The 21,788-nt window shown below is 70.1% G+C and carries 21 protein-coding genes; 2 read left to right on the top strand and 19 right to left on the bottom strand.

The features are described 5' to 3' along the window. The 9 genes from Amac_RS40935 to argC all read right to left on the bottom strand — a co-directional run. A partial coding sequence (locus Amac_RS40935) for an FG-GAP repeat domain-containing protein (protein ID WP_170322916.1) occupies positions 1-1,003 on the bottom strand: 1,003 nt, incomplete at its 3' end. A 94-nt stretch (positions 1,004-1,097) separates the two neighbouring features. Beyond that, positions 1,098-1,589, bottom strand: a complete 492-nt coding sequence (locus Amac_RS40930) for a tetratricopeptide repeat protein (RefSeq protein WP_155359804.1) — start codon at positions 1,587-1,589, stop codon at positions 1,098-1,100. Between the two features lie 407 nt (positions 1,590-1,996). Beyond that, positions 1,997-3,193 (bottom strand): argininosuccinate synthase, encoded by a 1,197-nt coding sequence (locus Amac_RS40925; RefSeq protein ID WP_155359803.1) that lies wholly within the window; start codon positions 3,191-3,193, stop codon positions 1,997-1,999. Further along, positions 3,190-3,723, bottom strand: coding sequence for an arginine repressor (locus Amac_RS40920; protein ID WP_155359802.1), 534 nt, complete (start codon positions 3,721-3,723; stop codon positions 3,190-3,192). Before Amac_RS40920 ends, Amac_RS40925 begins: the two co-directional genes overlap by 4 nt. Continuing rightward, complete coding sequence (gene argF / locus Amac_RS40915; RefSeq protein WP_155359801.1) at positions 3,720-4,637, bottom strand: ornithine carbamoyltransferase; 918 nt, start codon at positions 4,635-4,637, stop codon at positions 3,720-3,722. The genes Amac_RS40920 and argF overlap by 4 nt, the downstream gene beginning before the upstream one ends. Then, positions 4,630-5,799 carry an acetylornithine transaminase gene (locus Amac_RS40910; protein WP_155359800.1) on the bottom strand — a complete coding sequence of 390 codons (1,170 nt, stop codon included), beginning with the start codon at positions 5,797-5,799 and terminating at the stop codon, positions 4,630-4,632. The genes argF and Amac_RS40910 overlap by 8 nt, the downstream gene beginning before the upstream one ends. Further along, positions 5,796-6,677 (bottom strand): acetylglutamate kinase, encoded by an 882-nt coding sequence (argB, locus tag Amac_RS40905; protein ID WP_155359799.1) that lies wholly within the window; start codon positions 6,675-6,677, stop codon positions 5,796-5,798. The genes Amac_RS40910 and argB overlap by 4 nt, the downstream gene beginning before the upstream one ends. Next, entirely contained in the window at positions 6,674-7,852 is a 1,179-nt protein-coding gene (argJ, locus tag Amac_RS40900; RefSeq protein WP_155359798.1) for a bifunctional glutamate N-acetyltransferase/amino-acid acetyltransferase ArgJ, read from the bottom strand. Before argJ ends, argB begins: the two co-directional genes overlap by 4 nt. Before the next feature lie 30 nt (positions 7,853-7,882). Continuing rightward, positions 7,883-8,911 (bottom strand): N-acetyl-gamma-glutamyl-phosphate reductase, encoded by a 1,029-nt coding sequence (gene argC / locus Amac_RS40895; RefSeq protein ID WP_155359818.1) that lies wholly within the window; start codon positions 8,909-8,911, stop codon positions 7,883-7,885. A gap of 179 nt (positions 8,912-9,090) precedes the next feature. Here argC and Amac_RS40890 point away from each other — a divergent pair, with 179 nt between their 5' ends. Beyond that, positions 9,091-10,740, top strand: a complete 1,650-nt coding sequence (locus tag Amac_RS40890; protein ID WP_155359797.1) for a class I adenylate-forming enzyme family protein — start codon at positions 9,091-9,093, stop codon at positions 10,738-10,740. Positions 10,741-10,745: 5 nt separating this feature from the next. On the opposite strand, the gene Amac_RS40885 is transcribed toward Amac_RS40890, so the two are convergent. Then, positions 10,746-10,931, bottom strand: coding sequence for a hypothetical protein (locus Amac_RS40885; protein WP_155359796.1), 186 nt, complete (start codon positions 10,929-10,931; stop codon positions 10,746-10,748). Between the two features lie 151 nt (positions 10,932-11,082). Here Amac_RS40885 and Amac_RS40880 point away from each other — a divergent pair, with 151 nt between their 5' ends. Further along, positions 11,083-12,387 carry an MFS transporter gene (locus Amac_RS40880; protein WP_246269037.1) on the top strand — a complete coding sequence of 435 codons (1,305 nt, stop codon included), beginning with the start codon at positions 11,083-11,085 and terminating at the stop codon, positions 12,385-12,387. A gap of 44 nt (positions 12,388-12,431) precedes the next feature. On the opposite strand, the gene Amac_RS40875 is transcribed toward Amac_RS40880, so the two are convergent. The 9 genes from Amac_RS40875 to mltG all read right to left on the bottom strand — a co-directional run bounded on the left by Amac_RS40875 (position 12,432) and on the right by mltG (position 21,784). Further along, positions 12,432-14,981 carry a phenylalanine--tRNA ligase subunit beta gene (locus Amac_RS40875; protein ID WP_155359795.1) on the bottom strand — a complete coding sequence of 850 codons (2,550 nt, stop codon included), beginning with the start codon at positions 14,979-14,981 and terminating at the stop codon, positions 12,432-12,434. Then, positions 14,981-16,078 (bottom strand): phenylalanine--tRNA ligase subunit alpha, encoded by a 1,098-nt coding sequence (gene pheS / locus Amac_RS40870; protein ID WP_155359794.1) that lies wholly within the window; start codon positions 16,076-16,078, stop codon positions 14,981-14,983. The genes Amac_RS40875 and pheS overlap by 1 nt, the downstream gene beginning before the upstream one ends. A gap of 92 nt (positions 16,079-16,170) precedes the next feature. Continuing rightward, positions 16,171-17,250: a sensor histidine kinase gene (locus tag Amac_RS40865; protein ID WP_155359793.1), complete on the bottom strand. Its 1,080-nt coding sequence runs from the start codon at positions 17,248-17,250 to the stop codon at positions 16,171-16,173. 130 nt (positions 17,251-17,380) lie between these two features. Next, positions 17,381-18,178 carry a TrmH family RNA methyltransferase gene (locus Amac_RS40860; RefSeq protein WP_155359792.1) on the bottom strand — a complete coding sequence of 266 codons (798 nt, stop codon included), beginning with the start codon at positions 18,176-18,178 and terminating at the stop codon, positions 17,381-17,383. Between the two features lie 84 nt (positions 18,179-18,262). Beyond that, the gene (gene rplT, locus Amac_RS40855) at positions 18,263-18,643 is read right to left on the bottom strand and encodes a 50S ribosomal protein L20 (protein WP_155346686.1); all 381 of its coding nucleotides are present in this window, start codon (positions 18,641-18,643) and stop codon (positions 18,263-18,265) included. Between the two features lie 21 nt (positions 18,644-18,664). Beyond that, positions 18,665-18,859 (bottom strand): 50S ribosomal protein L35, encoded by a 195-nt coding sequence (rpmI, locus tag Amac_RS40850; RefSeq protein WP_155359791.1) that lies wholly within the window; start codon positions 18,857-18,859, stop codon positions 18,665-18,667. Positions 18,860-18,974: 115 nt separating this feature from the next. Continuing rightward, complete coding sequence (infC, locus tag Amac_RS40845) at positions 18,975-19,670, bottom strand: translation initiation factor IF-3 (protein ID WP_218041590.1); 696 nt, start codon at positions 19,668-19,670, stop codon at positions 18,975-18,977. A gap of 153 nt (positions 19,671-19,823) precedes the next feature. Next, the gene (locus Amac_RS40840; RefSeq protein ID WP_155359790.1) at positions 19,824-20,630 is read right to left on the bottom strand and encodes a shikimate dehydrogenase; all 807 of its coding nucleotides are present in this window, start codon (positions 20,628-20,630) and stop codon (positions 19,824-19,826) included. After that, complete coding sequence (gene mltG / locus Amac_RS40835; protein ID WP_155359789.1) at positions 20,627-21,784, bottom strand: endolytic transglycosylase MltG; 1,158 nt, start codon at positions 21,782-21,784, stop codon at positions 20,627-20,629. Before mltG ends, Amac_RS40840 begins: the two co-directional genes overlap by 4 nt. Positions 21,785-21,788 lie beyond the last annotated feature (4 nt).

The following is a 21,788-nucleotide window of genomic DNA, read 5'->3' as shown; positions in this document are numbered from 1 at the left end:
ACCGCGTCTGATCCCAACCGCCGGCACCCGAATCCCAGACATTGACCGGGGCGTTGAACCCGCCACCGGCCTTCGCCGTCCAGGTGAACAGGACGGTGCGAAGCCCCGGATAGTCGTAGAACACCCCGACATCGGTGCGGCCGTCACCGTTGAAGTCACCGCTGACCGGCTTGGACCGCGTCTGATCCCAACCGCCGGCACCCGAATCCCACACGTTCACCGGGCCGTTGAACCCGCCACCGGATTTGGCGGACCAGACGAACAGCACCGTGCGAAGCCCCGGATAGTCGTAGAACGCCGCCACGTCACCGAGACCATCGCCGTTGAAATCGGCCCGCAGAGCTCCGTTGCCGATCTCATCGTCACTCGGCACGGCCCCCGGGTCGTCGATGGTGTTGTTGTAGTGGATGGCGTGCTCGAAGTTGCTGGTGATGTCACTCAGCGAGCGGAAGCCTAGGTTCTGGAAGTTGCTGTTCTTGTACGGGTTTCGCACCGTCTCGCCGGTGCTGTTGAACGAGTAGAAGTAGGCGCCTTCGCCGTGGTTGGCGGGGTTCTTCCAGTGGTCGAAAAGCTCAGTGTGATCCGACAGGCCTTTGAAATTCACCCGGAGGACGGCGTCTCCCGGCTGGAGGTCATTGAAGCTGGCCAGACGCGTGAGCTGGGGGCCACCGATCCAGCTCTCGTAGACGCTTGTGTCGTAGTAGCCCTGGGGTAGGTGCCAGACCATCGAGATGAGCCCGGAACAGTCGCGGCGGTACTTTTCACCTCCGGTAGGGCCGGTCCGCCATGTGCTCGTGTCGGAGCTGTTTAAGTAGGTGTATTCCTGAGGGGGGTCGACCCAGTATTGGGCCCGGGCCAGGATCTCGGAGCGAGTGATCTGCCCGCCGGCCGTGGAGGCGGCGTGGGCGGGTGTGGCGACCGCGACGGTGGTCACCGCGACGCCCGTGAAGGCGAGGGCCGCCGCAGTGGTCATGCCGAGGGCGCCGGAGATCAGACGTTTCATGCGATTCCTTCCGGTGAAGGAGCGTTGTCGTCCTTGCACCGAAAGGTTCGAGCCGGGCGCTGAAAATCCGCTGAAAATCCGCGGCGGGTGGCTTTCAGAGCGCGGTGGCACCCTCGGTGAGCTCGCCGTACTCGCGGGCGCCGTGGTCGTGGAAGACCTTCATGGCCTCGGCCCGGATCGCCGCCGCCTTCTCCGGCTCACCGCGGGCCTCATGTAGCAGAGCGAGATCGCGTTCGGTGCGGGCGCACCAGAGCGGGGCCTCCATGTCCTGCCACACCTCCATCGCCGCGGTCAGGCAGGCGTCCGCGTCCCTCAGGTTGCCGTCGGCCAGGTGAAGCTCGCCCAGGGTGCGCAGGGTGACCCCCAGCCCCCACCGGTTGCCCATCGCCTGGCAGATCGACAGCGCCTCCTCCAGCGGAGCCAGGGCTTCCTTGATCTGGCCCAGGCGCAGCTGGGCTTTGGCCCGCGCGTGGACCGAATACCCTTCCATCAGCCTGTCGCCGAGCTGGCCGAAGATGGCCGCCGCGGCTTCGGCGGTCTCGATCGCCGGGCCGTACTCGCCTGTCGCCCGGTGGAACAGGCTCATGGTGCGCAGGGTCACCCCCTCGCCGCGGCGGCTGCCGACGCGCCGGTAACCCAACCCCAACGACGAAAGGGGCATCAACTCGCGAACCGCCCTCTGAGGACTCCAGGACCAGGGTTTCGTCGTAGGCCAGCGTCAGGTGTTGTGACCCCTCGCAGGGGCGGCAACGTGACGAACAACACCAACGTGCTCACCTTCGGCTCGGGTCCTCGTCGCCCGTGCGAGGGGTCGCAACCGCAACACGTATAGCGCTCTCGGATTTGATTGAGGATGGGTGCCCTAGAGATTCCGGACAGCGTCTGGGCGATCCTGAAAGGCCAGATTCGATCCAGCGCCCCCAGCGCGGCACAACCTGGGGCCGCCAGGAGGGGGTGTCGGCGGGGCCCCGTCGAGGCCCCGCCGTACGGCGATCAGGCCCGCGCGTCGCGGGCCGCGGCGATCTTACTGGGCAGCGACCAAAGCTCCACGAAGCCCTTGGCCAGGGACTGGTCGAAGGTGTCGCCCGTGTCGTAGGTGGCCAGGGAGAAGTCGTACAGGGAGGTCTCGGAGCGGCGGCCGGTGACGACGGCGCGGCCGCCGTGCAGGGTCATCCGGATCTCGCCGGTGACGTGCCGCTGGGCGTCGGCGATGAAGGCGTCCAGGGACTTCTTCAGCGGCGAGAACCACAGGCCGTCGTAGACCAGCTCGCCCCAGCGCTGGTCCACGCTCCGCTTGAAGCGGGCCAGGTCGCGCTCGACGGTGACGTTCTCCAGCTCCATGTGGGCGGTGATCAGGGTGATCGCGCCGGGGGCCTCGTACACCTCGCGGGACTTGATGCCGACCAGGCGGTCCTCGACCATGTCCAGGCGGCCGACGCCCTGGGCGCCGGCCCGGGCGTTGAGTTCGGCGATGATCTGGAACGGGCTCAGCGGGCGGCCGTCCAGGGCGACGGGCACGCCGGACTGGAAGGTGATGATGACCTCGTCGGCCTCGCGGGGCTCGGCCGGGTCGGCGGTGTAGGCGTATACGTCCTCGATCGGGCCGTTCCAGATGTCCTCCAGGAAGCCGGTCTCGACCGCGCGGCCCCAGATGTTCTGGTCGATGGAGTACGGGTTCTTCTTGGTGGTCTCGATGGGGAGGTTCTTCTCCTCCGCGTACGCGATGGCCTTGTCCCGGGTCCACGCGTAGTCGCGCGCCGGGGCGATGACCTTCAACTCGGGGTGCAGGGCGGCCAGGCCGGCCTCGAAGCGGACCTGGTCGTTGCCCTTGCCGGTGCAGCCGTGCGAGACGATCGTCCCGCCGTGGCGCTGCGCGGCGGCGGCCAGGTGCTTGACGATCAAGGGCCGGGACAGCGCGGACACCAGCGGGTAACGGTCCATGTAGAGCGCGTTGGCCTGCAGCGCGGGCACGCAGAAGTCGGCGGCGAACTCCTCCCTGGCGTCCACCACGACCGACTCCACCGCGCCGCAGTCGAGGGCACGCTTGCGGATCACTTCCATGTCCTCGCCGCCCTGGCCGACGTCGACGGCCACCGCGATGACCTCGGCGTTGATCTTCTCCGCCAGGAACGGAATGGCCACAGAGGTGTCGAGGCCGCCTGAGAAGGCGAGTACGACGCGGTCGCTCATGATTGCTTCTCCAGTGAGTTGGTACGCGAACGGTTGGTCAGCCGAAGCATGGATTCGGCCAGAACGTCACCTCCGTGGGGGTCGCGGCTGATGACGAGAATCGTGTCGTCCCCGGCGACCGTGCCGAGGATGGACTCCCAGTCGGCGTGGTCGATCGCGGAGGCGAGGAACTGGGCGGCGCCCGGCGGGGTGCGCAGGATCACCAGGTTGGCCGACGCCTCCGCCGACACCAGGAGCTCCTCGGCCAGCCGGCGCAGCCGGGCGTCCGGGTTCTCGCCGGTGTTCCCGGTGCGGTAGAGCGGGATGCGCTCGCCGCCCTCGCCGGGCACGGCGTAGACGAGGGTGCCGTCGTCGGCCCGCAGCTTCATCGCGCCGAGCTCGTCCAGGTCGCGGGAGAGGGTGGCCTGGGTGACCTCGACCCCGCTCTCGCCGAGCAGTTTGGCCAGTTCGGGCTGGGATCTGATCTTGTTGCGGGTGAGCAGCTCGACGATCCTGGCGTGCCGGGCGGTCTTGGTCAGCGGGATGCTCATCGCGCGTCCAGCCAGTGCAGCAGGGCCTTCTGGGCGTGCAGCCGGTTCTCGGCCTCGTCCCAGACGACGCTGTGCGCGCCGTCGAGCACGTCGGCGGAGATCTCCAGGCCGCGGTAGGCGGGCAGGCAGTGCAGCACGATCGCGCCGGGCGCCGCCTCGGCGAGCCGCTCGGCGTTCACCTGGTACGGCGTGAACGCCGCGATCCGCTCGTCCTTGCCTTCCTGCCCCATGGACACCCATGTGTCGGTGGCGAGCACGTCGGCGTCCCGGGCGGCCGCGGCAGGGTCGTCGAGCACGGCGACGGATCCGCCGGTGCCCGCGGCGATGGCGGCGGCGTCGGACACGATCGCGGGATCGGGGTGGTAGCCGCCGGGCGCGCAGATCCGGATGTGCATCCCGGCCGTGGCGCCGCCGAGCAGGTAGGAGTGCGCCATGTTGTTGGCGCCGTCCCCGAAGTAGGCGAGGGTGAGGCCGGTCAGGGCGCCCTTGTGCTCGCGGATGGTCTGCAGGTCGGCGAGGACCTGGCAGGGGTGGAACTGGTCGGTGAGCGCGTTCACGACGGGGATCTCGCTGGCCGAGGCCATGGCCTCGATCCTGTCCTGGCCGGAGGTGCGCCAGACGATGGCGGCGACCTGGCGGGTCAGGACCCTGGCGGTGTCCTCGATGGGCTCGCCCCGGCCCAGCTGGGAGGTGCCGCCGTCGATGATCAGCGGCAGGCCGCCCAGGTCGCCGATGCCGACGGCGAAGGAGACGCGAGTGCGGGTGGACTGCTTGTCGAACAGGATGGCGACGGTTTTGGGGCCCTCGTAGGGGCGGTAGCCGTACCTGTCCTTCTTCATCGCTTCGGCGAGGTCGAGGATCTCGGCCTGCTCGGCGGGCGACAAATCATCGTCTCGCAGGAAATGTCTAACCATTTTGGGCCTCTGTAAGGATCGCGGGGTAGGCCGCGAGGAACGCGTCGATCTCGGCCGGGGTGATGATCAGCGGCGGGGCCAGCCGGATCGCGTCGGGCTGGACGGCGTTGACCAGGAAGCCCGCCCGCTGCGCGGCGGCCTGCACCTGGGCGGCGCGGTCCTCGGTGAGCACGGTGGCCAGCCAGAGCCCCCGCCCGCGTACGCCCTTGAGCAGCGGATGCGCGATCGACTCCAGCCCGTCCCGCAGCCGCTGGGCCACCACGCGGACATGGGCGAGATCGACGTTGTCCAGCACGGCCAGCGCCGCCGCGCAGGAGACCGGATTGCCGCCGAACGTGGAACCGTGCTCCCCCGCGGCGAAGATCGTCCCAGCGTCGCCGAAGCCGACCACCGCGCCGATCGGCAGGCCGCCGCCGAGCCCCTTGGCCAGGGTGAGGATGTCGGGGAGGACCCCGTCCGCCTGGTGCGCGAACCAGTGCCCGGTACGGCCGATGGCCGATTGGATCTCATCCGCGACCAGCAGCGCGCCGGTCCGGGTGGCGATCTCCCGCGCGGCGGCGAAATACCCGTCCGGCGGCGGCACGACTCCGGCCTCGCCCTGCGTGGGCTCCAGGAAGATGGCCGCGCAGTTCTCGTCGACGGCTTTGGCCAGCGCGTCGGCGTCGCCGTACGGGACGAAACGCACATCAGCCGGGAACGGCCCGAACTGGTCGCGGATTGACGGTTTGCCGGTCAGCGACAGGGAGCCGAGGGTGCGCCCATGGAAGCTCATCTCGGCCGACACGACATAGGTGCGGCCGGTGGTCTTGCCGTATTTGATGGCGAGTTTCAGGGCGGCTTCGTTGGCTTCGGTGCCGGAGTTGGCCAGGAAGACCCGGCCGGGGTGCTCCAGCAGGTCGAGCAGCCGCTCGGCCAGCTTCACCTCCGGCTCGTGCAGGAACAGGTTGGAGGTGTGCGCGAGCGTCGCGACCTGGGTGGAGACGGCTTCGACGAGCGCCGGATGGGCGTGCCCGAGCGAGGTGACCGCGATGCCGCCGATGAAGTCGAGGTATTCCTTGCCGTCCACGTCCCACACCCGGGTGCCCTCGCCGCGGGCGAGCGCGACCGGCGGCACGCCGTAGTTGGGCATGAACGCCCGCTCGAACCGGTCAAAGAGGGTCATGCCCCCTCCTTCGGGGTGTCGGGCCGGACCATGGTGCCGATGCCCTCGTCGGTGAAGATCTCCAGCAGGATCGCGTGCGGTTTGCGGCCGTCCAGCACGTGCGCCTGCGGCACGCCGCCGCGCACGGCCGTCAGGCAGGCCTCCATCTTGGGGACCATGCCGGCGGACAGGCCGGGCAGCAGTTCGGCCAGGTCGGAGCTCTCGATGGTGGAGATCACGTCGGTGCTGTGCGGCCAGTCCGCGTACAGGCCTTCGACGTCGGTCAGCACGATCAGCTTGGACGCCTTCAGCGCCACCGCGAGCGCGGCGGCGGCGGTGTCGGCGTTGACGTTGTAGACGGTGCCGTCCTCGCCGCGCGCGATCGAGGAGACGACCGGGATGCGGCCGTTGTCGAGCAGCGCCACGACGGTGTCCGCGTCCACCCGGACGATCTCGCCGACCTGGCCGATGTCGACCTCGGCGCCGTCCACCAGCGCGTGCTTGCGCTCGGCGGTGAGCAGGTGGGCGTCCTCGCCGGACAGGCCGACCGCGAACGGGCCGTGCCGGTTGATCGCGGCGACCACGTCCCGGTTGACCTGGCCGACCAGCACCATCCGGACCACCTGCATGGCCTCCGGGGTGGTCACCCGCAGCCCGGCGGTGAAGCTCGACTCGATGCCGAGCCGGTCCAGGTGGGCGTTGATCTGCGGGCCGCCGCCGTGCACGATCACGGGGCGCAGCCCCGCGTACCGCAGGAAGACCACGTCGTCGGCGAAGTGCGCGCGCAGATGGTCCTCGGTCATGGCATGACCACCGTATTTGATCACGATGGTGGCGCCGTGGAAGCGCGCCAGCCACGGCAGCGCCTCGATCAGGGTCTGGGCTTTCTCCAGTGTCATGAGGAGTAGGCCGAGTTCTCGTGCACGTAGGCCGCGGTCAGGTCGGTGGTGTGGATGGTGGCCGAGTGCGGGCCCGCGGACAGGTCGATGGTGATCGTCACGTCCCGGGGGCGCAGGTCCACCTTGGACCGGTCGTCCCCGGCCGCGCCGCCCCGGCAGATCCAGATGCCGTTGATCGCCACGTTCAGCCGGTCCGGCTCGAACTCCGCGTCGGTCGTGCCGACCGCGCTGAGCACCCGCCCCCAGTTGGGGTCCTCGCCGTGCAGGGCGCACTTGAGCAGGTTGCTCCGCGACACGGTACGCCCGACGTCCACCGCGTCCTCGACCGACGCGGCCCCGACCACCTCGATCGCGATCGCCTTGCTCGCGCCCTCGGCGTCCACCAGCAGCTGGCGGCACAGGTCGGCGCAGACCTCGGTGACCTTGCGCTCGAACTCGGCCAGGTCGGGCCGGACGCCGGAGGCGGCGCTGGCCAGCAGCAGCACGGTGTCGTTGGTGGACATGCAGCCGTCGGCGTCGAGCCGGTCGAAGGTGACCGAGACGGCCCGGCGCAGCACCTCGTCGAGTTCCCGGGAGGTCAGGTCGGCGTCGGTGGTGAGCACGCTCAGCATGGTCGCCAGCGCCGGGGCCAGCATGCCCGCGCCCTTGGCCATGCCGCCGACCATGTAACCGCCCTCGCCCCGGCGGAAGGCGATCTTGCTGACCGTGTCGGTGGTCCTGATCGCGTCCGCGGCGGCCACGCCGCCGTCCCGGGACAGCTGGGCGGCGGCCGTGTCGATCCCGGCCAGCAGCGGGTCCATCGGCAGCCGCTCGCCGATCAGGCCGGTCGAGCAGACCACGATCTCCCCCGCCGAGTCCTGGAGCACCTCGGCGACCTTCTCGGCGGTGGCGTGCGTGTCCTGGAAGCCGGCGGGCCCGGTGCAGGCGTTGGCGCCGCCCGAGTTGAGCACCACGGCGCGGACCAGGCCGCCCTCGACGACCTGCGCCGACCACAGCACGGGGGCGGCCTTGACCCGGTTCCTGGTGAAGACTCCGGCGGCCGCCCTGGACGGGCCGTCGTTGACGACCAGGGCCAGGTCGCGGCTGTCGTTGGCCGGGTCGGGCGGGCCCTGCCGCTTCTTGATGCCGGCGGCGATGCCCGCGGCCCGGAAGCCGAGGGGGGCGGTCACGCTCATCTGGTGCTCTCCTTTACGGGCTGACACCTTTTAGGGGCTTACGCCGGTGGTGGGCAGGCCGAGCTCCTCGGGCAGGCCGAGCGCGAGGTTGGCGCTCTGGATCGCGCCCCCGGCGGTGCCCTTGGTCAGGTTGTCGATGGCCACCACGGCGATCACGCGCCCGGCCCGCTCGTCGAGCGCCACCTGCAGCACGGCCGTGTTGGCGCCGAGGGTCATCGCGGTCGCGGGCCACCTGCCCTCCGGGAGCAGGTATACGAACGGCTCGTCCTTGAGCGCCTCCTGGTACGCCTCCCGGAGCCGCGCCTTCGTGAGGCCGGGGGTGGCGGGGGCGGAGCAGGTGGCGAGGATGCCGCGTGCCATCGGGGCGAGCGTCGGAGTGAAGGATACCCGGACCGGCTGACCGGCGACGATGGAGAGGTTCTGGGTCATCTCGGGGGTGTGCCGGTGCGTGCCGCCCACGCCGTACGCGCTGACCGAGCCCATCACCTCACTGCCGAGCAGGGACGTCTTGAGCGAGCGGCCCGCGCCGCTGGTGCCGCTGGCGGCGACCACCACCACGTCGGGTTCGACCAGTCCCGCGGCGAACGCGGGGAACAGGCCGAGGGTGACCGAGGTGGGATAGCAGCCCGGGACCGCGATCCGCTTGGTGTTCGCCAGGATCTCGCGCTGGCCGGGGAGTTCCGGCAGGCCGTAAGGCCAGGTGCCCGCGTGCGGGCCGCCGTAGAACTCGGTCCAGTCGGCCGCGCTGCTGAGGCGGAAGTCGGCGCCGCAGTCCACGATCAGGGTGTCCTGGCCGAGCTGGGCGGCGATGGCGGCGGACGCGCCGTGCGGGAGGGCGAGGAAGACGACGTCGTGACCGCTGAGGGTGTCGGGGCCGGTGGGCTCGATGATCCGGTCGGCGAGGGCGGGCAGGTGGGGCTGGTGCTCGCCGAGCGTGGTGCCCGCGCTCGATCCCGCGGTGAGCGTGCCGATCTGGATGCCGGGATGGGCGAGCAGGAGCCGGAGCAGCTCGCCTCCGGCGTATCCGCTCGCTCCGGCGATGGCCGCTTTCACCCTTATCCCCCCGGATTGTATGTTTATGCACTGGGGCTTATTTTCTTGCCTCTCAACGAGAGTATGCACCGGGAAGCATGAGCATGCAAGCCAGCGTCCACGGAGTGGACTTGTGGCGGGATCTTGGCGCACATACCTACTGGTCGGTATCGTGAAATATCCGCCTTTGGTGAGGGAGCCGTGGGATGAGCATCACGAACGACCAGGTCCAGGCCCGGTTGACGGCGCCGGGGCAGCTGTTCGAGATGGAGGACGTGGGCGGGGGCGTACGGGCCTGGAAGCACGCGCCCGCGACATTCAGGGCGCTGCTGGAGAACAGCGCCTTCCACGGCGGCAAGGAATTCGTCGTGTACGAGGACGAGCGGCTCACCTACGCCGAGCATTTCCGGCTCGCCGCCACCCTCGCGCACCGGCTCGCGGACTCCCTCGGGGTGCGCAAGGGCGACCGGGTCGCGATCGCGATGCGGAACTACCCGGAGTGGATCGTCGCGTTCTCGGCGACGCTCGCGATCGGCGCCGTCGCGGTTCCGCTGAACGCGTGGTGGACCCGGCGGGAGCTGGAATACGGCCTGTCCGACTCGGGAGCGACGCTATTGATCGCAGACGGGGAACGCGCGGCCAAACTGGCCGGAATCGACATCCCGATGATCGTCACCCGCTCCTCCGGTTCGCCGGGGGCCGACTGGCATGAGGTCCTGGGCGAAATTTCACCTGATGTCGTGCTTCCACCCGCTGACATCCGCCCCGAAGACCCCGCCACGATCTTCTACACCTCCGGCACGACCGGCCACCCCAAAGGCGCCCTCGGCAGCCACCGGAACCTCGCCCAGGCGCCGATGACCGTCGCGTACGCGATGACGCGCGGCGTCGCCCTGGCCGGCAGAGATCCGGGCGAATCACTCAAGCAGCGCCGGATCACCCTGCTCACCGTGCCGTTGTTCCACGCGACCGGCTGCTTCGCCGTCCTGCTCACCACCATGTTCAGCGGCAACGGCCTGATCCTCATGTACAAGTGGAACCCCGAGGCCGCCCTGCGGCTCATCGAACGTGAGAAGATCACCGTGCTGAGCGGCGTGCCCACCAACGCCTGGCAGCTCCTCTCCCACCCCTCGCTCGACTCCTACGACATCTCCACCCTGTCCGGAGTCTCGTACGGCGGCGCTCCCGCCCCGCCCAAACTCCTCGAACGCCTCACCGAACTCCTCCCCGGCCGCACGCCCTCCAACGGGTACGGCATGACCGAGACGACCGCCCTCGCCATCTACAACAGCGGCAGGAGCTACCTCGCCAGACCCGGCAGCGTCGGCCTCCCCCTGCCCGTCGTCGACGTCAGGATCTGCGAGCCCACCGGCGCGGAACTCCCGCGCGGCCAGGTCGGCGAGCTCTGCCTGCGCGGCCCGATCGTCATCATGGGCTACTGGAACCGCCCCGACGCCACCGCGGAGACCATCGTCGGCGGCTGGCTCCACACCGGCGACCTGGCCCGCGTCGACGACGAGGGCTTCGTCTACATCGTCGACCGCGCCAAGGACATGGTCATCAGGGGCGGCGAGAACGTCTACTGCGCCGAGGTGGAGGCCGCCCTCTTCGAACACCCCGCCATCGACGACGCCGCCGTCATCGGCATCCCCGACGACGAGCTCGGCGAACAGGTCGGCGCGATCGTTAAACTCCGCTCCCCCGCCACCCAGGAAGAACTCCAGGCCTTCCTGAAGGAGTCCCTGGCGCCGTTCAAAATCCCGGTCAGAATCTGGTTCCACGAATCGGACCTGCCCAGGAACCCCGGCGGCAAGATCCTCAAGACCCGGCTCCGCCAGCAGGTGCTGGGCACCTGACTCCCTCAGGATTCGAACGCCTTCATCCACCACTGGTGAAGGAATTCCTGAAGCCGCTCCGGCGCCGCCTCCGCGACCGCCTCGTACTCGGCCAGAAACTGCGGCCGCGCCCTCTCCGGCAACTGATTCAGGAGGGACTCCCGGGCGAGCTCGTTAACCTTGTCACGGATCTCCTGGTAAGTCCTCAGCACACGTTTTCACCGCCCCATGGTGTTTGACAGTTTGGACTCTGCCTTGGCCGCGTGTGAGTGGATGTGTGACATCTGACCACTGTTGCCGCCGCTCGCGCTAGCGCGAAAATGCGTTGCGGTCGTGCCGCCGATCCGGCGATTATGGCCGTTCGTGTCACGAACTTCCCTGGGCTTCCTGCGGCGTATGCGCATGGACGTGAGCCCCATCCGTGAATCGCGTGACTTCCGGCTGCTGCTGGGATCCTCGCTGGTGACCATGTTCGGGAGCTTCATCACGCTGGTCGCGGTGCCGTACCAGATGAAGGAGCTGACCGATTCGCCGTTGATGGTGGGCCTGGTCAGTGTGGTGGAGTTCGTGCCGATGGTGGTCGGCGGGCTGTGGGGCGGCGCCATCGCGGACGCGCTGGATCGGCGCAAGATCATGATTTATTCCGAGGTGGGGCTCTGCGGCGCCTCGCTGCTGCTCATGGTGAACGCCCTGATGCCGGAGCCGCAGGTGTGGGTGCTGTTCGTGGTGGGGGCGCTGAGCGCGGGGCTGTACAGCGTGCGCGGGCCGAGCGAGCAGGCGGTCATCAACCGGGTGCTCAAGCTCGACCAGATGGGGGCGGCCTTCGCGATCCAGGGCATGACCCGCAATATCGGGGGCATCGCGGGGCCCGCCCTCGGCGGGGTGATCGTGGTGAGCTTCGGGCCCGCGACCTCTTATGGCATCGACGTGGTGTCGTTCCTGCTGTCGCTGACGCTGCTGGTGCGGGTGGCGACGGTCGCCCCGGCCGAGGACGCGGCGCCGCCCTCGCTGGAGTCCCTGCTCGACGGGGTCAGGTACGCGGTGCGCCGGCCCGACCTGATGGGCACCTACCTGGTGGACATGGCGGCGATGTTCTTCGCCATGTCCAACGCGCTCTTCCCGTTCCTGGCCGAGCACTACGGCGGCGAGAACGAGCGGTTCGCGCTCGGCCTGCTCGCGGCGGCGGGCGGCATCGGGTCGGTGCTCGCCTCGCTCACGTCGGGATGGACGGCGCACGTGCACCGGCACGGCCTCGGGGTGATCGTCTCGGCGGCCCTCTGGGGCGTGGGCGTGGCCGTCGCGGCGATCATGCCGAACATCTGGCTGATCGTGGCCTGCCTGGTGTTCGCCGGGGGCGCGGACATGATCAGCGGCATCTTCCGGGGCATGATCTGGAATCAGACCATCCCGGATGAGTACCGGGGGCGGCTGGCGGGGATCGAGCTGCTGTCGTACTCGGCGGGGCCGATGCTGGGCAACGGCAGGGCCGGGCTCATGTCCCACCTGGGCGGGGAACGTTTCTCGCTGGGGGCGGGCGGGCTGCTGTGCGTCGGCGGGGTACTCGCGCTTGGCGCGCTGCTGCCCAGGTTCCGGGCGTACGACGCCCGCACCGACGAACACGCGCTTGAGCAGCGTGCTCGCCGGGGGGAGCAGTCCGCCGCCGCCTGATCCCATCCGGGATTCTCCTCCCGGATGGGATCGGGCGGCCCTGGTTATGCTCCGCGCAGCTGGGCTCCCGTGCGCTCGGCGGCGACCGCGACGGCGGCCTCCCGGGCGGCGGTGGTCTCCTCGGCGGTCAGCGTGCGGTCCGGCGCGCGGAAGCGCAGCGTGTAGGCGAGCGACTTGTTGCCCGCGCCCACCTGCGCGCCCGCGTACACGTCGAACAGCCGGATCGACTCCAGCAGCTCGCCCGCGCCCGCCCGCAGCGCCGCCTCGACCGCCGTCACCGGGGTGTCGGCCGGGACTATCAGCGCCACATCCTGGGTGGCCACCGGGTAGGTGGACACCGGCGGCGTCTGCGCGGGCCCGGCCGGGGTGAGGCGGGACAGTTCCAGCTCCATCGCGGCCGTGCGCGGCGGCAGCCCGTAAGCCTCCACGACGCGCGGATGCAACTCGCCCGCGTGCCCGACCAGCGTGTCACCGACGTAGAGGGCGGCGCAGCGGCCGGGATGCCACGGCTCGTGCCGGTCGGCCCGCACGTCCAGGGCGACCCCGGCCTCGCGGGCCACCGCACGGGCGGCCTCGATCGCGTCCGCCCAGGAGGCGGCGCGGCCCGGGCCCCACCAGCCGGACCGGTCGAACTCCCCGGCCAGCACGACCGCCACCCGGACCGGCTGGTCCGGCAGCGCGGCCTCGATCCAGTCCCGCTCGTCGTCGGCCGGCCTGCGGTCCACCTTGAGGATGGGCGCGGTGGCCGGGGCGTCGGGCTTGGGCCGGTAGACCAGGCCGGTCTCGAACAGCGCCACGTCGGCGAAGCCGCGGCCCACGTTGCGGACCAGCGTCTTGAGCAGGCCGGGCAGCAGCGTGGTCCGCATCAGCGGCTCGTCCTCGCTGAGCGGGTTGACCAGCCGGGTGGCGCGGCGGCGCGCGTCGCCCTCGGGCAGCTGCAGGCCGTCCAGATCCCGCACCCCGATGAACGGATACGACAAAACCTCGACATATCCGGATAGGGCCAGGGCGCGGCCGACCCGGCGGCGGAGCCGCTGGGTCTCGGTGAGCCCGGCCCCGGCGGGGGCGGCGGGCAGCACCGAGGGCAGCTGGTCGTAGCCCTCCAGCCGGATGACCTCCTCGGCGAGGTCGTTCGGGTCGGTCAGATCGGTCCGCCAGGACGGCGGGTAGACCGTGATCGGGTCCTCCCCGGTGACCGCCAGCTTCCCGGCCAGGTCACCGCCGGACACCACGCCGGACGCGGCCACCCCGTGGCCGCCGCCCTGCGCCACCGCGCCGTCCACGACCTCGCAGCCGACCTGCTCCAGCCGCCAGACCACGGTCTCCTTCGAGTACGGCACCCCCGCCACCCGCCCCGGATGCCCCGCCGGGATGGTGATGGCGACCGGTGCGACCTCGACGGAGGCGTGCGTGACACCCGGCTCGGCCGTACCGCCGCCGAGCGTGCACAGCAGATCCACCGCCCGCCAGGACGCCGCCATCGGCAGCTCGCGGTCGACGCCGCGCTCGAACCGCTTGGAGGCCTCGCTGACCAGGTTGTGGCGGCGGGACTCGCGGGCGATGCCGGTGGCGGAGAAGTGCGCCGCCTCGATCAGGATGTCGGTGGAACCCGCGGAGATCTCGGTGGCCAGGCCGCCCATGGTGCCCGCCATCGAGATCGGGCCCGAGTCGTCGGTGATGAGGATGTCCTCGACGTGCAGCTTGCGCACGACGTGGTCGAGCGTCTCCAGGGTCTCCCCCGGCTCGGCCCGCCGCACCACGATCTCGCCCTGGACGGTGGCCCGGTCGAAGGCGTGCAGGGGCTGGCCGAGCTCCAGCATCACGTAGTTGGTGACGTCCACCGCCAGCGAGACCGGGCGCATGCCGGAACGCGCCAGCCGTACCCGCATCCAGAGCGGGGACGGCGCGGCCGGGTCGAAGCCGGAGACGGCGCGCAGCACGAAACGGTCGCAGGCGGTGGGGTCGGCGATCGCGGCCGGGTGCGAGGCGCCGCCCGCGACCGGGTAGTCGATCGCGGCCGGGTCGCGGAAGGCCACCCCGAACGCGGTGGCGGCCTCGCGGGCCACGCCGCGGATGGACAGCGCGTAGCCGCAGTCCGGCGTGATCTCCAGCTCCAGCACGTCGTCGCGCAGCCCGAGCAGCTCGACCACGTCCGCGCCGATCATCGTGTCGGCGGGCAGCACCAGGATGCCGGGCGAGGACTCGGCGATGCCGAGCTCGGCCTCGGAGCAGATCATGCCGTCGGACAGGCGGCCGTAGGTCTTGCGGGAGCCGATCTCGAACCCGCCCGGCAGCACCGCGCCGGGCAGCGCCACCGGCACCACGTCGCCGACGACGAAGTTGACGGCGCCGCAGACGATCTCGCGGGGCACGGCCTCGCCGACGTCGACCTTGCAGTGCCGGATCGGCTTCTTGAACTCGGCGAGCTCCTCGATCTCCAGCACCCGGCCGACCACCACGTTCTTGATCTCGTGGCCGTGCGAGGCGATGTTCTCCAGTTTGAGCCCGGCCGCGGTGAGCTTGTCGGCGACCTCGTGCGCGGTGACGGCGGGGAGATCGACATACTCCCGCAGCCAGGAAAGCGGGACCTTCATCAGACCTCCAGTCCGAACGGCAGGGTGAACCGGATGTCGCCCTCGATCATGTCGCGCATGTCCTCGGCGTTGTGGCGGAACATCAGCGTGCGCTCGATGCCCATGCCGAAGGCGAAGCCGGAGTAGACCGACGGGTCGACGCCGCAGGCCACCAGCACCCGCGGGTTGACCATGCCGCAGCCGCCCCACTCGATCCAGCCCTCGGACTTGCAGGTACGGCACGGCGGGCTGCCCGGCGTGGCCGAGGAACCCCGGCAGACGAAGCAGCGCAGGTCCATCTCGGCGGACGGCTCGGTGAACGGGAAGTAGTTCGGCCGGAACCGGGTGGAGATGCCCTCGCCGAACATGACCTCGGCGAACCGGTCCAGCGTGCCCTTCAGGTGGGCCATCGTCAGGCCCTTGTCCACGGCGAGGCCCTCCACCTGGTGGAAGACCGGCGTGTGGGTGGCGTCCAGCTCGTCGGTGCGGAACACCTTGCCGGGCGAGATCACGTACACCGGGAGGTCGCGGGCGAGCAGCGCCCGGATCTGTACCGGCGACGTCTGCGTTCTCAGGACTTTTCCGGATTCGACCGATTCGACGAAGAAGGTGTCGTGGTCGGAGCGGGCCGGGTGGTCGGGCGCGATGTTGAGCGCGTCGAAGTTGTACCACTCGGCTTCCAGCTCGGGGCCTTCCGCGACCTCGTAGCCCATCGCGACGAAGCAGTCGGCGACGCGCTCCTGGAGCGTGGTCAGCGGATGGCGGGCGCCGCGCGGGGCGCGGTCCCAGGGCAGCGTGACGTCCACGGTCTCCTCGATGAGGACCTTGGCGTCCCGTTCCGCCTCCAGCTCGGCCTGCCGGGCGGCGAGCGCGTCGGCGATCGCCTTCCTGGCGCCGCCGATGCGCTTTCCGGCCTCGGCGCGGGCGGCCGGCGGCAGCGCGCCGATCTCCCGGTTGGCCAGCGCGATGGGGGAACGGTCGCCGGCGTGGGCGAGCCGCACCTGCTTCAATGCGTCGAGATCCGCGGCCGACTTGATGGCGGCGAGGGCGTCGGCCTCCGCGCGCGCCAGCTCGTCGGCGTGCAGCGGCGTCACCTCGACCGGGTCGTAATCAGACAAGAGAGAGCTCCGTATCCAGGGCTTGAGCGAGCAAAGTCTATTCCCGCCGCGTCTAGTGCGCGGCGCGCGCCGGAGAGCCCACCGGAGAAGCCCTAGGCGAAGTCTGGGGCCCCGGCGGGCACGGTAAATCGGAACTCCGCGCCGCCGCCGGGGGCGCGCTGCACGCTGATCGCGCCGCCGTGCGCCTCCACCAGGCCCTTCACGATGAACAGGCCCAGGCCGGTGCCGCCGCGGCGGCGGCCGTTGCCGCGCCAGAACTGGCGGAAGACGCGCGAGACCTGCTCGGGTGCGACACCCTCGCCCTCGTCGCGCACGGACACGGCCACTCCCCACTCCACGGGTTCTACGACAATAGTGACTTTACCCCGCCCATGCCGCACCGCGTTTTCGAGCAGATTGCCAAGGATCTGGTCAATCTTGTCCTGATCAAGCCAAGTCTCTGGGAGTTCCCCCGCCACGGTCAGCACGAACCGGTCCTCCGGCTCCCCCGCCGCCACCCGGCCCGCGATGAGCCGGCGCGCCCTGGCCGGGATGTCCACCACCTGGCGGCGGATCTCCAGCCGCCCCGACTCGATCCTGGACACGTCCAGCAGTTCGGTGATGAGGCGGGTGACCCGGTCCGCGTCGGCGTTGACGGTCTGCAGCATGACCAGCTTCTGCGCGTCGTTGAACCGATCCCACTTGGCCAGCAGGGTCGCGGTGAAGCCTTTCACGCTGGTCAGCGGGGAGCGCAGCTCGTGCGCCACGGTGGAGACCAGGTCGGCGCGGCTGCGCTCCAGGCGGCTGCGGGCGGCGGTGTCCCTCAGGGTGATCACCACCCGGATCACCCGGCCGCCGCGCTCGGGGCTGCGGACGAACCGGGCGGCGACCAGCAGCTCGCGGCGGTCCAGCACGACGGGGCGCTCCACCTGGCGGGTCCGGGTGGACAGGCCGCCGTACGGGTCCAGCCACTTCCACCAGTCGTGGCCGTCGGAGTCGCGGAACGGCAGCACGTCGGTGAGGTGGGCGCCGACCGCGTCGCCCCTGGACACCCCGGTGAGCCGCTCGGCGGCCCGGTTGACGGCCAGCACCGTGCCGGCTCCGTCCACGGCCACCAAACCGTCCGGGAGATCATCTACAGCGATCACACTCGCCGGGTCTGGCACCCGGTCATGGGTGTTTTCGCCACGCAAAGGGGACCGCCTCCAGCCGGGGGTCACTGATCGAGTACCCGTCACACCTGCTCTATGAGCCGTCAGGCCCGACAATAGCGGTTTTCCCGAGCACTCTGTCAGCGTCGGTACGCGGCTCTTCCACGAGTGTTCACTTCTGGCGGTGAACCCGCGCGGAGGCGTACAGGCACACAGCGGCGGCCGTGGCCAGGTTGAGGCTTTCGGCGCGCCCGTAGATCGGCACCCGGACCACCTCGTCGGCGAGCGCCAGCAACTCGGCGGGCAGCCCCCAGGCCTCGTTGCCGAACAGCCACGCCACCGGCGCCTCCAGCGCCACCTCGTCGAGGGTGCGCCGCCCGGACCCGTCGGCCGCCAGCACCCGGAACCCGCGGCCCTTCAGGTCCTGCACGGCCTTGCCCACCGGCACCCCGGTCACCACGGGCAGGTGGAAGATGCTCCCCGCGCTGGCCCGCACGCACTTCCCGTTGTACGGATCCACCGACGCGTCGGTGAACACCACGGCGTCGGCCCCCGCCGCGTCCGCGGTGCGCAGCACGGTCCCGGCGTTCCCCGGGTCGCGGACGTGCGCGAGGATCGCGACCAGCCGCGCGTCGGCGGCGACCGCCTGCTCCAGCGGCACGTGCACGAACCGGCACACCGCCAGCAGCCCCTGCGGGGTGACCGTCTGGGCCAGCTCGGCCATCACCTCGCCGCTGGCCCGGAAGACCGGCACCCCGGCCAGCTTGGCGGTGGTGACGATCTCAGGGTGCCGCAGCTCGGCCTCGGCGGTGGCGAACAGCTCGACCGTGACCCCGTCCAGAGCCAGGGCCTCCCGGACGGCCTGCGGCCCCTCGGCCAGGAAGGCGCGGTCCCGGTCCCGGAAGGCGCGCTTGGTCAGCCGCCGGGCGGCCTTCACCCGGGGCGACTTGATGTTGGTCAGCTCGGACATGATCCCCCTTGGTTCGGGGAAGACTTTAGCCGCAACACGAAGAGGGGCCCACCTCGTCGGTGAGCCCCTCCCGCGAGTAATGGGTCAGGCGACCGGTGCGTTCACGTCGGCCGGGAGCGCCTTCTTGGCGGCCTCGACCAGCGTGGCGAAGGTCTGGCTGTCGTTGACCGCGAGGTCGGCCAGGATCTTGCGGTCCACCTCGATGCCGGCCAGCCGCAGGCCCTGGATGAACCGGTTGTAGGTCATGCCGTTGGCCCGGGCCGCCGCGTTCACCCGCTGGATCCAGAGGCGCCGGAAGGTGCCCTTCTTGTCCTTGCGGTCCCGGTAGGCGTAGGTCATCGAGTGGAGCATCTGCTCCTTGGCCTTGCGGTACAGCCTGGACCGCTGACCCCGGTAGCCGCTCGCCCGCTCGAGGACGACGCGGCGCTTCTTCTTGGCGTTGAGCGCCCGCTTCACGCGTGCCATGTGTATCTATCTCCCCGGGGGTTACTTAGCGAGCAGCTTCTTGATCTTCTTGCGGTCGGCTTCGGAGATGACGATGTCATTCTCCAGCCGGCGCGTACGAGTGGACGGCTTGTGCTCGAAAAGGTGCTTCCGGTTGGCACGCCGGCGAATGATCTTGCCGGAACCGGTGATCCGGAACCGCTTTTTCGCACCACTGTGCGTCTTCATCTTCGGCATGGAGCCGTCTCTCCCTCGTTTGTTCCCGTGCCGGTTCCCCGGGCCTTGTCGGGGCCCGAGTCACCGGCATGCCTGACTCGTTCGAGACCAGCCTCGGCCCCGACTTCACAGCGTGTTACTGCTGTGGTTGCGACTCGCTCGCGGCGGCTTCCACGGGGGGATCACCCGCTGACTCATCGCCGCGCTGTGCCCTGGCCGCCGCCTTCTCGGCCTTGGCCTCAGCCTTCTTCTTATGCGGCCCGATCACCATGATCATGTTCCGGCCGTCCTGCTTGGCCTGCGACTCCACGAAGCCCAGCTCCGTGACGTCCTCGGCGAGCCGCTGCAGGAGTCTGAAGCCCAGTTCCGGCCGGGACTGCTCGCGCCCGCGGAACATGATCGTGACCTTGACCTTGTCCCCCGCCTTGAGGAAGCGCACGACGTGACCCTTCTTGGTCTCGTAGTCGTGCGGGTCGATCTTCGGCCGGAGCTTGATCTCCTTGATGATCGTGTGTGCCTGGTTGCGACGGGCCTCGCGCGCCTTCATGGCCGACTCGTACTTGAACTTGCCGTAGTCCATGAGCTTGCACACGGGCGGACGAGCGGTGGCGGCCACCTCGACCAGGTCGAGATCGGCCTCCTGGGCCAGCTTCAGCGCGTCATGAATGGACACGATGCCGACCTGCTCGCCGTTCGGGCCGACGAGGCGAACCTCGGGCACACGAATACGATCATTGATGCGGGGCTCGGTGCTGATGGGACCTCCAAGGGACTTCCGCTTGAGTGCTCGACCGTGTGGAAGAAACGACAAAAGACCCCACACGTCACGCATGCGGGGCCACTGAGTCCGAAAACTCTCAATGTGATCCTTGACCCGTCGGCCTCTCGGCCGATCAGGTGGGAGGAGGACCTCCGCTTGCGCGTCCAGCTGGTATGCCAGACCGATCGATTTACAACACTACCATGAACCGCGAACAGCTCCGGTTCATTCCCCGCGCCTGATCAGCTCGGCCTCCCCGGCGCGCCGCATCTCCTCCACCGGGGCGATCGTGCTGCCTGTCATGAGCTCCACCTGGCGCGCGGCCTGGTGCAGCAGCATCGAGAACCCGCCTATGACCTTACGCGCTCCCGAGACCAGCATCGTCGGCCACGGCGAGTAGACCACGTCGAACACCGCGCCGGCCCGGGTGGCCACGCCCGCGAAGGCGTCGGCCGCGCCGGAGGGCAGGGTGGAGATCAGCAGGTCCACCTCGGCGTCGAACTTGTCGAAGGTCTGGGTGCGCACGCTCAGGCCGAGCCGGTCGGCCACCGCCAGGGTCTCCCCGGCCCGGGCCGGGTCGCGGACCACCAGCACGGCCTCGTCCAGGCCGAGCTCGCGCAACGCGCCCAGGGCGGAGGCGGCCGTCGCGCCGCCGCCCAGGATGGTGGCGGAACGGGGGCGGGACACCCCGGCCTCGGCCAGGGCCCGCACGATGCCGTGAACGTCGGTGTTCTCGCCGTGCCGCGCGCCGTCCCTGAAGATCACCGTATTCGCCGCGCCGACCTGGACGGCCAGGCCGGAGACGGTGTCCAGGAGCGGGAACACCACCCGCTTGAGCGGCATGGTCAGCGACAGGCCCGCCCATTCCGGGCCGAGCCCGGCGACGAAGGGGGCCAGGCCGTCCTCGGCGCACTCGATCGCGTCGTAGCGCCACCCGGTCAGGCCCAGCGCCTCGTACGCCGTGCGATGCAGCACGGGCGAGAGCGAGTGCGTGACCGGGAAGCCGAGAACGGCGGCGCGCCTCATCATCATTGGTTGTTGCGGTTGAACTCGTCGCGGAGCTTCCAGAACTCATCCTCGCTGGCGGTGAACTTGGTGATGCCCTTGGCCGGGTCGGTGGTCACGAAGTAGATCCAGTCGCCCTTGGCCGGGTGCAGCGCGGCCTGGATGGCGTGGTCGCCCGGGTTGGAGATCGGGCCGGGCGGGAGGCCGTGGAACTTGTAGGTGTTGTACTTGGAGTTGCTCTGGGTCTCGGCGTTGGTGGCGGCGATGCCGTACTTGTTGAGGCCGTACATCAGGGTGCTGTCCATCTGGAGCAGCATCGGCGGCTTGAGCGCCAGGCGGTTGTAGATGACGCGGGCGACCTTGGGCATGTCGTCCTGGCTGCCGGACTCGGCCTGGACGATGCTGGCGATCGTCATGATGTCGTGCGGGCTGAAGCCGCGCTTGCCGGCCTCCGCCTCCAGGTCGTCCTTGGCGGCGGTCTCGTTGAAGCGGTCGACCATCCGGGTGAGGATCTGGCTCGCCGAGATGTTCGGGGGGAACTGGTAGGTGGCCGGGAAGGCGTAGCCCTCCAGCTTGCCCTTGGCGTACTCGGGCAGGCCGAGGTCGCCGCGGGCGGCCTCCTTGAACTCGTCCACGGACTTGCCGGTGGCGGTGGCCAGGGTGGTGAAGATCTTGCTGAGCCGGTTGCCCTCGGGGATGGTGACCTTCCTGAGCACCTGGTGCTCGGGATCCAGCAGGATGACCGCCGCCGCGGCCGACATCTGCTTGCGCATGACGTAGGAGCCCGGCTGGAGCGAGGCGCCCTTGCCCGCCGCGTCGACGGCGTTGACGAAGGCCCGCGCGCTGGCGACCACGCCCTGCTCCTCCAGCGTCTGCGCGACCTCGCCCGCCGACGCGCCCTCGGCGATCTCGATGGTCACCTCACCGGTGCCCTGACCGGTGTAATCCTTGGGGATCATGACCCCGCGGACCCAGTTGTAGGCCAGGTATCCGCCGCCGCCCAGGATGCCGACGATCACCACGACCGCGATGATCGAGGCGGCCGCGCCCTTGCGGCGGGTGCGGCGGCGGCGCTTGCGGCCGCGCGCCTGCTGGCGGCGGGAGGGAGCGCGGGACCGCCGCCGGGACGGCCCCTCGTCCTCGGCGCCGCCCAGCAGCGAGTCCATGTCGAGATCGTTCATAGTG

It is taken from the genome of Acrocarpospora macrocephala (assembly GCF_009687865.1).
In the GTDB taxonomy this organism is placed as follows: domain Bacteria; phylum Actinomycetota; class Actinomycetes; order Streptosporangiales; family Streptosporangiaceae; genus Acrocarpospora; species Acrocarpospora macrocephala.
Note: the sequence above shows the minus strand (reverse complement) of the source record. Positions and strands in the feature narration are given on the sequence as shown.